General features: G+C 70.4%; 14 protein-coding genes. 4 read left to right on the forward strand and 10 right to left on the reverse strand.

Translation table 11 applies throughout. The features are described from left to right. Window positions 1–6: 6 nt before the first annotated feature. Genes HD557_RS18355 through HD557_RS18365 form a run of 3 tightly spaced genes read right to left on the reverse strand, consistent with a single transcriptional unit; the run spans window position 7 to window position 3319 of the window. Window positions 7–1005, reverse strand: coding sequence for a methionine synthase (locus HD557_RS18355; RefSeq protein ID WP_008358475.1), 999 nt, complete (start codon window positions 1003–1005; stop codon window positions 7–9). Continuing rightward, window positions 1002–2120 (reverse strand): tRNA 2-thiouridine(34) synthase MnmA, encoded by a 1119-nt coding sequence (gene mnmA / locus HD557_RS18360; protein ID WP_050800774.1) that lies wholly within the window; start codon window positions 2118–2120, stop codon window positions 1002–1004. The genes HD557_RS18355 and mnmA overlap by 4 nt, the downstream gene beginning before the upstream one ends. Window positions 2121–2125: 5 nt before the next feature. Further along, window positions 2126–3319: a cysteine desulfurase family protein gene (locus HD557_RS18365; protein ID WP_196874910.1), complete on the reverse strand. Its 1194-nt coding sequence runs from the start codon at window positions 3317–3319 to the stop codon at window positions 2126–2128. A gap of 81 nt (window positions 3320–3400) precedes the next feature. Between HD557_RS18365 and ppk2 the strand changes: the two genes are divergently transcribed. Then, window positions 3401–4291, forward strand: coding sequence for a polyphosphate kinase 2 (ppk2, locus tag HD557_RS18370; protein WP_008358481.1), 891 nt, complete (start codon window positions 3401–3403; stop codon window positions 4289–4291). A gap of 4 nt (window positions 4292–4295) precedes the next feature. Here ppk2 and HD557_RS18375 read toward each other — a convergent pair whose 3' ends face one another. Together HD557_RS18375 and HD557_RS18380 are read right to left on the reverse strand one after the other, a co-directional pair. Next, on the reverse strand, window positions 4296–5114 hold the full coding sequence (locus HD557_RS18375; protein ID WP_196874911.1) for a phosphotransferase enzyme family protein: 819 nt from the start codon (window positions 5112–5114) through the stop codon (window positions 4296–4298). A 116-nt stretch (window positions 5115–5230) separates the two neighbouring features. After that, window positions 5231–6493 carry an HNH endonuclease signature motif containing protein gene (locus HD557_RS18380; RefSeq protein WP_196874912.1) on the reverse strand — a complete coding sequence of 421 codons (1263 nt, stop codon included), beginning with the start codon at window positions 6491–6493 and terminating at the stop codon, window positions 5231–5233. A gap of 482 nt (window positions 6494–6975) precedes the next feature. Here HD557_RS18380 and HD557_RS18385 point away from each other — a divergent pair, with 482 nt between their 5' ends. After that, window positions 6976–7515: a GNAT family N-acetyltransferase gene (locus HD557_RS18385; protein WP_196874913.1), complete on the forward strand. Its 540-nt coding sequence runs from the start codon at window positions 6976–6978 to the stop codon at window positions 7513–7515. A gap of 12 nt (window positions 7516–7527) precedes the next feature. On the opposite strand, the gene HD557_RS18390 is transcribed toward HD557_RS18385, so the two are convergent. From HD557_RS18390 to obgE, 3 genes are all read right to left on the reverse strand, one after another. Next, complete coding sequence (locus HD557_RS18390) at window positions 7528–8502, reverse strand: endonuclease/exonuclease/phosphatase family protein (protein WP_196874914.1); 975 nt, start codon at window positions 8500–8502, stop codon at window positions 7528–7530. Next, entirely contained in the window at window positions 8499–9611 is a 1113-nt protein-coding gene (gene proB / locus HD557_RS18395; protein ID WP_196874915.1) for a glutamate 5-kinase, read from the reverse strand. Before proB ends, HD557_RS18390 begins: the two co-directional genes overlap by 4 nt. Before the next feature lie 72 nt (window positions 9612–9683). Then, the gene (gene obgE / locus HD557_RS18400; protein ID WP_196874916.1) at window positions 9684–11246 is read right to left on the reverse strand and encodes a GTPase ObgE; all 1563 of its coding nucleotides are present in this window, start codon (window positions 11244–11246) and stop codon (window positions 9684–9686) included. Between the two features lie 77 nt (window positions 11247–11323). Here obgE and HD557_RS18405 point away from each other — a divergent pair, with 77 nt between their 5' ends. Then, entirely contained in the window at window positions 11324–12178 is an 855-nt protein-coding gene (locus HD557_RS18405) for an LLM class flavin-dependent oxidoreductase (RefSeq protein WP_231380357.1), read from the forward strand. 177 nt (window positions 12179–12355) lie between these two features. Here HD557_RS18405 and rpmA read toward each other — a convergent pair whose 3' ends face one another. Together rpmA and rplU are read right to left on the reverse strand one after the other, a co-directional pair. Next, window positions 12356–12613 (reverse strand): 50S ribosomal protein L27, encoded by a 258-nt coding sequence (gene rpmA / locus HD557_RS18410; protein WP_196874918.1) that lies wholly within the window; start codon window positions 12611–12613, stop codon window positions 12356–12358. Window positions 12614–12649: 36 nt separating this feature from the next. Then, window positions 12650–12952 carry a 50S ribosomal protein L21 gene (gene rplU / locus HD557_RS18415; RefSeq protein WP_008358499.1) on the reverse strand — a complete coding sequence of 101 codons (303 nt, stop codon included), beginning with the start codon at window positions 12950–12952 and terminating at the stop codon, window positions 12650–12652. Between the two features lie 319 nt (window positions 12953–13271). Here rplU and HD557_RS18420 point away from each other — a divergent pair, with 319 nt between their 5' ends. Next, window positions 13272–14054, forward strand: a complete 783-nt coding sequence (locus HD557_RS18420; RefSeq protein ID WP_196874919.1) for a DeoR/GlpR family DNA-binding transcription regulator — start codon at window positions 13272–13274, stop codon at window positions 14052–14054. Window positions 14055–14114 lie beyond the last annotated feature (60 nt).

The raw sequence follows: 14114 nt of genomic DNA on the forward strand, positions 1-14114 counted from the left end.
GGGAATCTACGCCAGGTGACGCGCGCTTTCGGTGAGGATTCGCAGCGCCGTGCGGGCCCATCGCCAGTCGGCACCGGCGAGACCGCAGGCAGGCGTCAGCACGATGTCGTACGCAGCATCGAGCCCGAGCATGTCGAGCCAGCGCTCCACCGTCTCGGTGACCGTCTTGTCGGTGGGCGTGGCGCCGGCCGGCGCGATCGAGGGGACCACTCCGAGCGCGACCGTGTCGCCCGCCTCCAGCGCGGTGGCGAGGTCGTCGTGGTCGGCGGCGGTGAGCTGGGTCAGGTCGACACCGACCCCCTTCGCCCCGGCCTTGCGGAGCAGGCCGAGCGGGGTCCCGGGCGCGCACGAGTGCACCCACGGGATCGCGCCCTCCTCGGCGATCGCGCCGAACACCCACTCCAGCGACTGGGAGGCCTCGGGGAGGTCGATGCTGCGGTGCTTGCCGAAGCCGGAGGCGGTCGGCACCTGGGCGTTGAGCACGGCGCTCAGCGCGGGCTCGTCGACCTGGACGACCAGGGTGTCCGCGCCGGGGAGGCGGCGGCGTACGTCCCGGACGTGGGTGCGTACGCCCTCGGCGAGCGCCTGCGCGAGATCACGCCGGGCGCCGTGGTCGGCGAGCAGCTTGTCGCCGCGCGGCCGCTCGACGGTGGCGGCCAGGGTCCACGGGCCGGCGACCTGGATCTTGAACGCGCCGCCGCCGGAGGTGAGCGGAGAGTCCTGGACCAGCTCCTCGACGGTGTCGAGGTCCTGGGCGAGCAGGCTCCGGGCGCGCCGGTGGTCGACGCCGGCGGAGCCGGAGGTGCCGGTGAGCCGCCAGCCCGCGGGCTGCAGGTCGGCGTCGAGCCCGTCGAGGACGGCCAGCGTACGGCCGGTCATGTTCGCGATCGCGCCGCGCGCGGGCAGCTCGGGCAGGTGGGGAAGGTCGGTCAGCTCACCGAGGACGATGCGGCAGGCCTCTGCGTAGTCCTCTCCCGGCAGCGACCCGACCCCGGTCGCCCTCACGCGAGAGCCACCCGGCGGGTCGTGGAGATGGTGGCCGACCCGACGACGCGGGTGCCGTCGTAGATGACCGCGGCCTGGCCCGGCGCGATCCCGTAGGCCGGGTCGAGCAGCTCGATCTCGACCTCCGCGTCGGTGGTCGAGCCTGTCGGGACCACGGTCACCCGCGCCCGGTGCTCGTCACCGTGCGCGCGCAGCTGGACGGTGCCCTCCAGGACACCCTCGGGCGCCCGCCCGGCCCAGCGCGGCCGGATCCCGGAGAGACCGTCGACGGCCAGGTGCTCCCTGGGACCCACCGTGACGGTGCCGGAGACCGGCTCGATGTCGAGCACGAACCGAGGCTTCCCGTCAGGCGCGGGCTTGCCGAGGCGCAGTCCCTTGCGCTGCCCGATCGTGTAGGCGTACGTCCCCTGGTGCTCGCCCAGGACCTCACCGGTCTCGTCGACGATCGGCCCGGACTCGTTGGGTGCCCGGTCGCCCAGCTTCTCGCGCAGCCAGCCGGCGTTGTCGCCGTCGGCGACGAAGCAGATGTCGTGGGAGTCGGGCTTGTCGGCGACGAGCAGGCCGCGGCGGGCCGCCTCCTCGCGTACCAGCGGCTTCGGGGTGTCTCCGAGCGGGAACAGCGAGTGGCGCAGCTGGTCCTGGTCAAGCACACCGAGTACGTAGGACTGGTCCTTGCCGCCGTCGACGGCGCGGTGCAGCTCGACCAGCCCGTCGGCGTCCTCGCGCAGGGTGGCGTAGTGGCCGGTCGCGACCGCGTCGAAGCCCAGCGCGAGCGCCCGGTCGAGCACGGCGGCGAACTTGATCTTCTCGTTGCAGCGCAGGCACGGGTTGGGGGTGCGGCCCTCGGCGTACTCCGACATGAAGTCCTCGACCACGTCCTCGTGGAAGCGGTCGGAGAGGTCCCAGACGTAGAACGGGATGCCGATCACGTCGGCCGCGCGCCGGGCGTCGTTGGCGTCCTCGATCGTGCAGCACCCGCGCGCCCCGGAGCGGTAGGACGCCGGGTTGCGGGAGAGCGCCAGGTGGACGCCGGTGACGTCGTGACCCGCCTCCTTCGCGCGTGCGGCGGCGACGGCGGAGTCCACTCCCCCGGACATCGCGGCGACGACTCGCATGCCCATCAGCGGTTCAGTCCTGCCGCGCGGCCGCGCTCGACGGCCGGACCGATGGCCGCGACGAGCCGGTCCACGTCCTCGGCGGTGGTGGTGTGGCCGAGCGAGAAGCGCAGCGAGGAGCGCGCCTCCTCGTCGGACTGGCCCATGGCGAGAAGCACATGGGAGGCCTGGGGTACGCCGGCAGAGCACGCCGCCCCGGTCGAGCACTCCACCCCGGCGGCGTCGAGCAGCATCAGCAGCGAGTCGCCCTCGCAGCCCGGGAAGGCGATCTGGGCGTTGTTGGGCAGCCGGTGGCGACCCAGCGGCTCCAGCGGCGGTCCGTTGAGGTGGGAGTCCGGCACGACCGCCAGCACCTGCTCGACGAGCCGGTCGCGCAGCGCACCGACCCGGGTCGCGTACGCCTCCTGCTCCTTGACCGCGAGCTCGACCGCGGCCGCGAAGCCGGCGATGGCCGCGGTCGCGTGGGTGCCGCTGCGTACGTCTCTCTCCTGGCCGCCGCCGTGGACGAGCGCGGTCAGCTCGAGCTCGCGGCGGACGACGAGGGCGCCGGCGCCCACCGGGCCACCGAGCTTGTGGCCGGTCAGGGAGAGTGCGTCGACGCCGCTGGTGGCGAAGTCGACCGGCACCGCGCCGACCGCCTGGACGGCGTCGGTGTGGACCGGGATGCCGTGCTGGGCGGCCATCTCGGCGATCTCCGCGACGGGCTGCAGCGTGCCGACCTCGTTGTTGGCCCACATCACCGAGACGAGGGCGACCGAGGCGGGGTCCCGCTCGATGGCCTCCTTCATCGCGGCGAGGTCGACCCGGCCGGTCGCGTCGCACGGGATGAGCTCGACGTAGGCGCCCTCGGTCGCCTCGAGCCACTGCAGCGGGTCGAGCACGGCGTGGTGCTCGACGGTGGTGGTCAGGATCCGGGTGCGCGCGGGATCCTGGCCGCGGCGTGCCCAGTAGGCACCCTTGAGCGCCAGGTTGTCGGCCTCGGTGCCGCCGGAGGTGAAGACGACCTCACCGGGCCGGGATCCGAGCACCGCGGCGATCCGTTCTCGGGACTCCTCGAGCACCCGGCGCGCGCGGCGCCCTGATGCGTGCAGCGAGCTCGCGTTGCCGACCAGAGCCAGCTCCGCGGTCATCGCCTCGATCGCCGCCGGGGCCATGGGTGTGGTGGCGGCGTGGTCCAGATAGACGGTCCGGGGGTTCATCGTCTACCAAGGTTACGGCCCGATGGGCGTGCTTGCTGAAACGTCGCCGCCCGTTCACCTCGCCTCCCTATGGTCGGGCCCATGTCCCAGGGATTCCGTGAATACATCGACAACCTGATCACCGAGGGTCACACGATCGGCGAGGATCACGATGACGACCCGGTGCTCCTGGACCCCGCCGGCCGGGCCGTCGACACCTGGCGCGAGAACTATCCCTACTCCGAGCGGATCCCCCGCGAGGTCTACGACGAGCAGAAGTACCTCCTCCAGGTCGAGCTGCTGAAGTTCCAGCGCTGGAACGACCGCGTCGGCGGGAAGCACGTGCTGCTCTTCGAGGGCCGGGACGCGGCCGGCAAGGGCGGCACCATCAAGCGGTTCATGGAGCATCTCAACCCCCGCTACGCCCGCACCGTCGCACTGTCGAAGCCGTCGGACCGCGAGTCGCAGCAGTGGTTCTTCCAGCGCTACGTCCAGCACCTGCCCACCGCCGGTGAGATGGTCCTGTTCGACCGGTCCTGGTACAACCGCGCCGGCGTCGAGCGCGTCATGGGCTTCGCCACCGACGACCAGTACGAGCAGTTCATGGACCAGGTGCCGCTCTTCGAGCAGATGCTCGTCGACTCCGGCATCACGCTCACGAAGTTCTGGTTCTCGGTCGGCCGCTCCGAGCAGCGCACCCGCTTCATCATCCGCCAGATCGACCCGGTACGGCAGTGGAAGCTCTCCCCGATCGACGTCCAGTCGCTGGACAAGTGGGACTCCTACACCGCCGCCAAGGAGGAGATGTTCCGCCGCACCGACACTGACTGGGCACCGTGGACCACGATCCGCTCCAACGACAAGAAGCGCGCCCGCCTCAACGCGATGCGCTACTTCCTCGCCAACCACGACTACGACGAGAAGGACCCCGACGTCGTCGGCAGCCCCGACCCCCTCATCGTGCAGCGCGGCATCGACGCCGTCGGCGACTGACGGATCACGCCGGCCAGGGAATGCGCCTCAGGCACGCCTCGATGGCCTGCTCGAGCGTGCCGACGTCGTCCTCCCCCAACGGAACAACCGACGCGTACGCAGCGACGAACGCCTCACGCACGTCAGCCGGGGTCGGGCGCCAGTCGTGATACCGCGTCCCGAGGAGGACAGCAGCCTGAGCGAGGTCGTCCACCCGACGACGGTAGGTCGCCTCCTCCAGATCCAGGACCGCCACGATCCTTCCGTCCGCCCAGAGGATGTTGGCCGACCTGAAGTCGTTGCCGACCAGCTGAGTGCCCGGTGCGGCTGGCTCGTCGGTGGGAATCGTCTCCGGGTAGTCGGCCATCGCGCTGTGCATCCGCGCGAGCATCTCGCCCGCAGCCCGAACCTGGACCGGGTCGGTGACGTCCAACAGCTCGCCCTCGACAACACCCTGAAGCCCGAGCGAGAACCCGTCGACCTCGACCTGGAGGCTGCCGTCCCGAGCCGCCCGCGGTGCCGAGACAGGTATCCCCCGCTCCTCCAGCCAGACCGTCAGCCGTGCGATCGCCGCCAGCCGCGCGAACAGGCGAGGCCGCATCGACCACTTCGCGATCATCCGGCAACCGTCGACCGTGATCCACGCCAGGCAGTTGGCATCGCTGATCACCAGCCGTTCACACGCGGCCACTCGCAGCCCCCAGTGCTCAGCCAGCACGCCGTCCAACCAGCCGATGGCATCGGCGGTGGATGCAAACCCGAACCGCTCGGTCAGCGCCGCGCCTGGATCGGCAGACTCCCAGAGCATGCTGATCGACGTACTCATCTCTTCGGCTGCGGTCACGGGGCGCAGTCAAGCATGTGGCCTGTGGGGATCTCGGAGTGTCGCGTGCTGATCGAGCCGGAGCAGCAATGGTGAAGAACACGTCCCGGTGACGACGGCCTGTTCGAGGCGCTGGTTCAGGTACGCCGAGCGAACCGGATCCGCCCATCCGGAAGCCGCTCATGGGCATAGTCCGGGTCGTGGATTCGGCGATGGTCGCTGGCACACAACAAGACCAGGTTGGCCATGTCGGTCTTGCCGCCTTGGGACCACGGTTGCAGGTGGTGGGCTTCGGTCCAGGCTGCTGGGGCGTCACAGTCTTCGGCTTGGCAGCCTTGATCTCGTAGCCGCAGAGCTCGGTGTTGGATCGGATGCGCCAACCGGGTGGTGCGGCCCAGGTCGAGGATTTCGGAGTCGGTGCCTAGGACGACGGGGATGAGGTCGGCGTTGCAGGCCATCCGGCGGGCTTCGGCGGCGGTGATCTGGTCGCCGTCAAACCCGAGGGCGGCGGTGCCGAGGTCTTTGCGGAGGTCCGCCACGCTCATGGTGATGAACACCGTGGTCGCGTGCCCACCGTGGCGGGGGAGCTGGTCGACGTCGTAGGTCTCGATCACCCGGGCGAACGCTTGGCCGAGCAGCCGGTCGTAGGGCGCTTTGATGCCTTTGTCCTCGGCGGAGAGCTTCCGGGGCTGGGCCAGCGAGTCCAGGATCGTACGCAACCGCACACCTACCGCTCGGGAGATCCGGGCGTGGATGTCGATGGTGCCGTCGCCGTTGTCACGAGACGTAAAGAAGGTGCGTCGTGCGGCCAACTCTTCCTCGCGGTGGAGGGCTGCGGCCTCAGCCTGCTCGAAGCGTTCCGGGTCGATCTCCGAAAGGATCCGTTTGCCCACGACCTTGAGCTCGTTCGCGGTCAGCCGGGTGGCGTAGTCGACCAGGAGCTTCTCGGCCAGGACCAGGTCCTCGGTGCTGGCGGCCGGGTCGGCCTCGATCGCGTCGAGGGCTTTCGTGATCACCCGGGCCTTGTCTTGGGACACCTCACCTGCAGCGAGACCGGCCGCGACGCGCTCGTACTTCGCCACACTCGCGGCGAGTTTCACCTGGGCTCGGGCGACGGCCTTGTCGACGAGCAGTTCGGTCCGCAGCCAGCCGGACGCGTCCTTGGCGCCGGTCTCCTCGGCGATGTCGCCGGCAGCAGCGAGGACCCGCAGTTTCACCGCGGCCTGTTGGGCCTGGAGTCGCTCCAGCCGCTCGAGGACGTCTTTCTTCTGCTCGGTGCGCCAATAGACAGGGTCGGTCGACAACAAGTCTTCGAGGGAGGTTTCGATGGCGGTCAGGGCGGCGCCGATCGCGTCGCCGGGGTTGGTGTCCCAGTGGTCGATCTCGTGGCCGAGACTCATCGCTTCCCTCCCTTCAGAGGTGTGCTGTGATGGGTCTGATTCTACGCTTCCAGCACGGATATGAACACCTATTTTCGCAGGTCAAGCGCACTTTTCGCGATCAGCGAACGGTCTCGTTTCTGTGGATGGTAAGTGGCCCGAAGGGCCACCATCCCTCCCCGGAACACCCCGGTCCCGTACAAGAATCTCGCTGCGCCACACCCGGGCCGCCGCCCCGATAGCCAGCCAAATCTTTTCTCGATCTGGTCCGGAGTCCAGGACCGCGAAGCGGCCGGCGTAGCCGGCGCCCGAAGGGCGTCCTTGACGCCGGTCCAGATCGAGAAGATCCTCAGGAACGGGTCGGCGGCCCACACCCGCCATGAAGAACGGTTACGTACAGGGTGGTCTCGACAAGCTCGACCACCGGGGCACCACCGATCCAGCAGCCCGACGCACGCCCAAAAGCCCCAGCCCAACCCCGAAACCAGTTACCGTCCACACCCATGAAACCCCTCGGCGACGTCCCCTGGCCCCCAGACCCGATCGTCACCGAGCGCCTGATCCTCCGCCACACCAAGCCCGAGGACAGGAAAGGCCTGGCAGTCCTGCTCTCCGACGCGACCGTGCAGGCCTACCTCGGCGGCCCGCAGCACACCCAGGAAGAGCTGGAAGAGCTCATTCCACCCGATCCGAACACCAGGCCCGGCATCTTCGCCGTCGAGCACGCCGGTGAGTTCATCGGCAGGATCACGGTCCAGCGCCGTGACAGAGCCTGGGCCCACCACGTACGCGAGGAGGGCGACGAGGTCGAGATCGGCTACGAGTTCCTCCCGACCACCTGGGGCCAGGGCATCGCGACCGAAGCCACCCGGGCCGCGCTCGACTGGATCGAGCGGACGCTCCCGGGCGAGCCGGTGGTCCTCACCACGCAGGTGGCCAACGAACGCTCCCTGCGCCTGGCCCACAAGCTCGGGTTCGTCGAGGTCGAACGGTTCGAGGCCTACGGAGCGGAGCAGTGGTTCGGGGTGCTCAAGACCGACTAGGCCGACGAGCGCTCACTCCTCGGGAGTGCCGAGATAGGCGACCAGGGCGAGGTGGTCGGATCCGGACACCTCGACGGTCTCGGTCGCCAGCGCGACGAGGTCATCCCCGAGCAGCACGTGGTCGATGGCGGCCGAAGGCGGAAGAGGTACGCCGGCGAACCCCTCGGTCGGCCAGGTCGGCTGCCATCCGGCGTTGCTGGCGCGGGCGGCGTCCGACAGGTCGGCGTCGTCGAGGAGGCGCCGGACGGTGTGGTGGTCGAGGGAGGCGTTGAGATCGCCCAGGACGAGATCGGGCTTCTCGGCGGCCGCCTCCTTGATGATCAGCTCCTGCTCGGCCGGCCAGGACGCGAGCGTCGGCGGGGCCGGATGCGCGACGACGACCCGCCGCTCCCCCACGTCGGCGACCCACGATCCCATCGACGTGTCGAGACGACGGCCCTTGGTGATCGGCTGGTCGGCGAAGAGCATCGTCCCGGTGGTGCCGGGCGCGGCCTCGCCGATCCGGTAGGGCAGCTGGTCGTGCAGCATGCTCGACAGCTTCGCGAACGCCTCCGGGGTGATCTCCTGGACGGCGAGCACGTCTACCTTGTGCTCACGCACGGTCTCGACGACGGTGTCGACGTCACCCTGGCCCTCGAAGAGGTTGGTGGTCATCACCGTCAGCGGCTCCCCGGCGCTGGTCTCGCGCGACCCGGCGTAGAGCGGCGCCTGCCAGGCGAGATGCACCGCGAGCAGCATGGCGACCACCCCGGCGCCGACCGCGAACCGGATCCTCCCGGGTCCGGCGGCCAGCCACACCAGCACGAGGAGCGCGACCAGGCACAGCGCGTACAACCCGATGCCGAACGGCGCGAACGCGGCCAGCCGCACCGCCCGCAGGTCGGTGCTCGCCAGCGCCCGGGAGAGCGTGATCGCCAGGGCGGGCAGCCCACACACGACCAGCACTCCCCACGCCAGTGCCAGCGGCACCCACCGAGCCCGGTTCACAGCACGACCAGATCGTCGCGGTGGATGACCTCCCGAGCGTACGCAGCCCCCAGGTTGGCCTCGAGATAGCCGGAGGAGCGTCCGGCCAGCCGCGGAATCTCGTCGGCGTCGTAGTTCACCAGCCCACGCGCGACGGCCACGCCGGACGGGCCGACCACGTCGACCGGGTCACCGGCGTGGAACGCGCCCGAGGAGCCGGTGACTCCGGCGGCGAGCAGCGAGGCCCCGCGGCGACTGATCGCCGCGACCGCCCCGGCGTCGATGGTGATCGAGCCGACCGGCTCGGTGGCGTGCTGGAGCCACAGCAGCCGCGCCGGGCGCCGCTTGCCGACGGCGTGGAACAGGGTGCCGACCGCCTCGCCCGCGAGCGCGGCTTCAGCCTGGGCGGCCGAGGTCAGCACGACCGGGACGCCGTCGTCGACCGCGATCCGGGCAGCCTCGAGCTTGGTCACCATGCCTCCGGTGCCCACGCCCGCCGCACCGGCCTTGCCGATCGTCACCCCGGCGAGGTCGGCCAGCGAGACGACCTCGTCGATCCGCCGTGAGCCGGGCTGGGACGGCGGGGCGTCGTAGAGCGCGTCGACGTCGCTGAGCAGCACCAGCAGGTCGGCCTTGACCAGGTGGGCCACCAGCGCCGCGAGCCGGTCGTTGTCGCCGAACCGGATCTCGGAGGTGGCCACGGTGTCGTTCTCGTTGACGATCGGGAGCACACCCAAATCGAGCAGCTTCGACAGCGTCGCGTCGGCGTTGCGGTAGTGCGCGCGCCGGTTCAGGTCGTCGACCGTGAGCAGCACCTGGCCGGCGATGATGCCGTGCCGCGCCAGCTCGTCGGTGTAGCGGTGCACCAGCAGCCCCTGCCCTACGCTCGCCGCTGCCTGCTGCTTGGCCAGCGCCCGCGGACGCTTGGCCAGCCCCAGCGGCGAGAGCCCGGCCGCGATCGCCCCGGAGGAGACCAGCACGACCTCCTGCCCGGCTGCCCGCGTCTTGGCGAGCACGTCGACCAGACCGCTCACCCGGGCCGGATCGATGCCCCCGGCGGCCGTCGTCAGCGACGACGACCCGACCTTGACCACGACCCGGCGTGCCCCGGTCACGACCTCGCGCTGCACCGATCCCCCTCGTACGTCAGCCTGTGCTCTCCGCTGCGCCGGATCCTACCGGCGCCCGAGCCGGCCGAGCCGTCAGTTTCCGCTGGTCGAGCGGGACGACTCGCCCGGGTCGTCCTCGGCCCAGTCGCTGTCCGGGTCGTCCTCGCCACCGATCTCGTACGCCACGGGGCCGGCCCCGTCACGCAGCCGGCGGGCGACGTCGGCCCGGGCCTCGTACTCCGCCTTGGTCTCCATCCCGGCGTCGATCTCGCGCCGCCGGGCGGCGGCGGGCCGCTCCTCGTAGAACCGCTGGTCCTCGCCCCGGCGGCCGAGCATCTCGGCACCGGTCTCGATCGAGGGGCGGAAGTCGAAGACGACCGCGTTGGCCGGGTCGCCGATGATGACGGTGTCGCCCTCCTGGGCCCCGAGCTCGACCAGGCGCTCCTCGACGCCGAGCCGGTTGAGGCGGTCGGCGAGGTAGCCCACGGCCTCCTCGTTCTCGAAGTCGGTCTGCCGCACCCAGCGCTCGGGCTGCGGGCCACGGACGAGGTATTCGCCGTGCTTCGAGACCTTGACGGTGAAGCCGTTCTTGCCCTCGACGCCCTCGGGACGCAGCACGATCCGGGTCGGCGGCACCACCGGGACCTCCTTGCGGGAGGCGGCCACCAGCTCGGCCATCGCATAGATCAGCTGCTGGGTGCCCTCACCCGAGGCGGCCGAGATCTCGAAGACCTTCAGGCCGCGCTTCTCGAACTCGCCGATCGTCATCTCGGCGATCTCCCGGCCGTCGGGGACGTCGACCTTGTTGAGCGCGACCAGCCGGGGCCGGTCCTCGAGGCCGCCGTGGCGGGAGAGCTCGTTCTCGATGACGTCGAGGTCGTCGATCGGGTTGCGGCCCGGCTCGATGCTCGCGGTGTCGATCACGTGCACCAGCGCGGCGCAGCGCTCGATGTGGCGCAGGAACTCATGGCCGAGGCCGCGGCCGTCGGCGGCGCCCTCGATCAGGCCGGGCACGTCGGCGACGGTGAAGGTGATCTCGCCGCCCTTGACGACTCCGAGGTTCGGCACCAGGGTCGTGAACGGGTAGTCGGCGATCTTCGGCCGGGCCCGCGAGATGGCCGCGATCAGCGAGGACTTGCCCGCGCTCGGGAAGCCGACGAGGCCGATGTCGGCGACGACCTTGAGCTCCAGGCCGATCTCCCGCGACTCGCCAGGCTCACCGAGGAGCGCGAAGCCGGGGGCCTTGCGCTTGGAGGAGGCCAGCGCGGCGTTGCCGAGACCGCCACGGCCACCCTCGGCCACCACCAGCTCGGAGCCGGGGCCGACCAGGTCGGCCAGCACGTTGCCGCGCATGTCGGTCACGACGGTGCCGTCGGGGACGGGCAGCACCATGTCCTCGCCGTGGGCGCCGTTCTTGTGGTCACCGGCACCCTGGCCGCCGTTGGGGGCCTTGCGCTTGGGACTGTGGTGGTAGTCGATCAGCGTGGTCACGTCGGGGTCGACCCGAAGGATGATCGATCCGCCCGGGCCGCCGTTGCCGCCGTCGGGGCCGCCCAGCGGCTTGAACTTCTCGCGGTGCACCGACGCCACCCCGTGTCCGCCGCGACCGGCCTCGACGTGGAGGGTGACGCGGTCGACGAAGGTGGGTACAGCCATGGGTCCAGCCTACCGACGGCATGCCCCACACCTGCTATCCGCGCGACGTCCCGCGGTCCCCGGTGCAGACTGTGCGCATGCGAGTAGGAACAGTGATGTGGCCGATCGAGGACTGGCCGGCGATGGGCGAGCGCTGGGCGCAGGCCGAGCAGCTCGGGTTCGAGACGGCGTGGGTCTACGACCACCTGGCGTGGCGCGGGCACAGCCCGTGGGAGGAGGCGTTCACGTCGATGGCGGCCGCAGCCGCCCTCACCTCCACGATCCGGCTCGGGACGCTGGTGACCACCCCCAACTTCCGTACGCCGATCCCCACCGCCGCCGCGATCCGCAGCCTCGACCGCATCTCCGGCGGGCGCATCACGATCGGCATCGGCGCCGGCGGTGACGACCACACCTCCGACGGCGACGTGCTCGGGCGCGAGTTCACACCCCGCGAGCGCGCCGACCGGTTCGCGGAGTGGACGCGCAGCGTCGACCGGCTGCTGCGGGAGTCGCCGGTCACGATCGACGGCGAGCACTGGCAGACCCGCGAGGTCACGGTCTCCCCCGGTCAGGTGCAGCAGCCGCGTACGCCGCTGTGGCTGGCCGGCAACGGCCCGCGCGGGATCCGGCTCACCGCCGAGGTCGGCGACGGCTGGATCGCCAACCCGCAGGGCGACGACCCGAAGGGCTTCGTCGCCCAGCGGCTCGAGATGCTCCGCGAGGCGTGCGAGAAGAACGGTCGCGACTACGACAGCATGCCCAAGCTGTCCATGTCCGGCTTCACCGACGAGCCGTGGACCGAGTCGGCCGACGCGTTCGAGGACCTGGCCGGCTCCTACGCCGAGATCGGGATCACCGACATCGCGCTCCACTGGCCGCGCGCCGGGACCCGGTGGGAGGTCTCGTGGGACACCTTCGAGGCGATCGCGGCTCGCGCGGCGTACGTCTGAATGTTTGTCTAGGCGGTGTCCTGAGCCTGTCGAAGGGTATGTAGCCCAACCGCCACTTCCCGGTTGGAGTTCCACGTGGGAAGTGAGTGTTCGGCTGCATACCTGGACGAACCGCCACCCCACCCGACGACGCCAAAGGGCCCTCTCCTTGCGGAGAGGGCCCTTCGAAAGTCTGGCTCAGGCGTCGCCCGGGACGATGTTGATCACCCGGCGGCCGCGGCGCTTGCCGAACTCGACCGCGCCCGACTGCAGGGCGAAGAGGGTGTCGTCGCCGCCACGACCGACGTTGGTGCCGGGGTGGAAGTGCGTGCCGCGCTGGCGGACGATGATCTCACCGGCGTTGACGAGCTGGCCGCCGAAGCGCTTCACGCCGAGGCGCTGAGCGTTGGAGTCGCGACCGTTCTTGGTGCTTGCCGCACCCTTCTTGTGTGCCATCTTCTCAGTCCTTCAAGTATCTCTGGAACGCCGGAATCAGGCGTTGATCGCGGTGACCTTGACCTGGGTGTACTTCTGACGGTGACCCTGGCGCTTCTTGTAGCCGGTCTTGTTCTTGTACTTCTGGATGATGATCTTCGGGCCCTTGGAGGCACCGACGATCTCAGCCGCAACCGAAGCCTTGTCGAGGCCGGTCGTGGTGACGTTCTCACCGTCGACGAGCATGACGACCGGCAGCGTGACCGCAGCACCGGCCTCGCCGTCGAGGCGGTCGATCTCGATGACGTCGCCGACAACGACCTTCTGCTGCTTGCTGCCAGCCTTCACGATCGCGTACACCGCGGTCTCCTTCATGCTCCGAACTCAAAGTCTTGTGTCTACCCGCGGCAGCTGTGCACATAAGTGATCACTGGACCCCGAAGCGATAGGTGCCAGCGGTTGCCTGCAGGAACGGCGCACTGCGCACGCCGAGGGTCAATATTACGTACGCGACCAGGTAGCCGCAAAACGCCGCGACACCACTCCCCCGGACGCTGTCAGGACACCGTCGGGTCGCCGCCGGGACATTGTGCACCCGAACCCTCGATTCGGGCGATCGGGCGCCCGGTTCGGCCACGTACGCTGCGAACCGGGCACGATTCCGGGCATGATGGCGCCCATGACGTCGACCGAACCGTCGCACGCGAGCGAGACCCGGCAGGAGGAGATCCTGGCGCGCGCACGTACGACCGGACGGGTCTCCGTCACCGACCTGGCGCCCGATCTCGGGGTGAGCGTCGAGACGATCCGGCGCGACCTCAAGGTCCTGGCCGACCGCGGCGTCGTGGAACGCGTCTACGGCGGCGCGGTCGCGCTGGAGAGCGGCAGCTTCGAGACCTCGCTCGAGTTCCGCGCCGGGCGCGATGTCGACGAGAAGCACCGGATCGCCCGCGCCGCCCTCCAGCACCGGCACGGTGCGGAGACGATCTACATCGACGAGGGCACGATGCCGCAGTTCCTGGCCGAGGAGCTCTTCGGCCAGGGGCCGGCGACGGTCATCACCCCCTCGCTCCCGGTGGCCACCCGGCTCTCGGCGGACCCCGAGCTCACCGTGATCGTCCTCGGCGGGCGCGTACGCACGATCACCCGCGGCGTCGTGGACCAGTGGGCGACCCGGATGCTGAACGACCTGGTGATCGACCTGGCCTACATCGGCGCCAACGGGATCTCCCGCGAGCAGGGTCTGACCACGCAGGACCCGTCGGTCGCCGCGGTCAAGCGCACCGCGATCGAACGCTCCCGGCGGCGGATCTTCTTCGGCGCACACACCAAGTTCGGGGCCTCCAGCCTGTGCCGCTTCGCGGGCGTACGCGACTTCGAGCTGCTCATCACCGGCATCGAGCTCCCGGCCTCCGAGGCCCGCCGGTTCGCGGCGCTCGGGCCCCGGGTCGTCCGCGCCTGAGAAGCGCCCGGAGAACGGGCAGCAACCGGGCAACTCGGGCGCCGCGACCGGGCTAGGGGG

This window comes from Nocardioides luteus, assembly GCF_015752315.1.
In the GTDB taxonomy this organism is placed as follows: Bacteria; Actinomycetota; Actinomycetes; order Propionibacteriales; family Nocardioidaceae; genus Nocardioides.

Excerpts from the sequence above, each read along its gene's own strand:
- mnmA (WP_050800774.1), bottom strand. The coding sequence starts at position 2,120 with ATGCGAGTCGTCGCCGCGATGTCCGGGGGAGTGGACTCCGCCGTCGCC.
- HD557_RS18365 (WP_196874910.1), bottom strand. The coding sequence starts at position 3,319 with ATGAACCCCCGGACCGTCTATCTGGACCACGCCGCCACCACACCCATG.
- ppk2 (WP_008358481.1), top strand. The coding sequence starts at position 3,401 with ATGTCCCAGGGATTCCGTGAATACATCGACAACCTGATCACCGAGGGT.
- HD557_RS18380 (WP_196874912.1), bottom strand. The coding sequence starts at position 6,493 with ATGAGTCTCGGCCACGAGATCGACCACTGGGACACCAACCCCGGCGAC.
- HD557_RS18385 (WP_196874913.1), top strand. The coding sequence starts at position 6,976 with ATGAAACCCCTCGGCGACGTCCCCTGGCCCCCAGACCCGATCGTCACC.
- obgE (WP_196874916.1), bottom strand. The coding sequence starts at position 11,246 with ATGGCTGTACCCACCTTCGTCGACCGCGTCACCCTCCACGTCGAGGCC.
- HD557_RS18405 (WP_231380357.1), top strand. The coding sequence starts at position 11,324 with ATGCGAGTAGGAACAGTGATGTGGCCGATCGAGGACTGGCCGGCGATG.
- rpmA (WP_196874918.1), bottom strand. The coding sequence starts at position 12,613 with ATGGCACACAAGAAGGGTGCGGCAAGCACCAAGAACGGTCGCGACTCC.
- HD557_RS18420 (WP_196874919.1), top strand. The coding sequence starts at position 13,272 with ATGACGTCGACCGAACCGTCGCACGCGAGCGAGACCCGGCAGGAGGAG.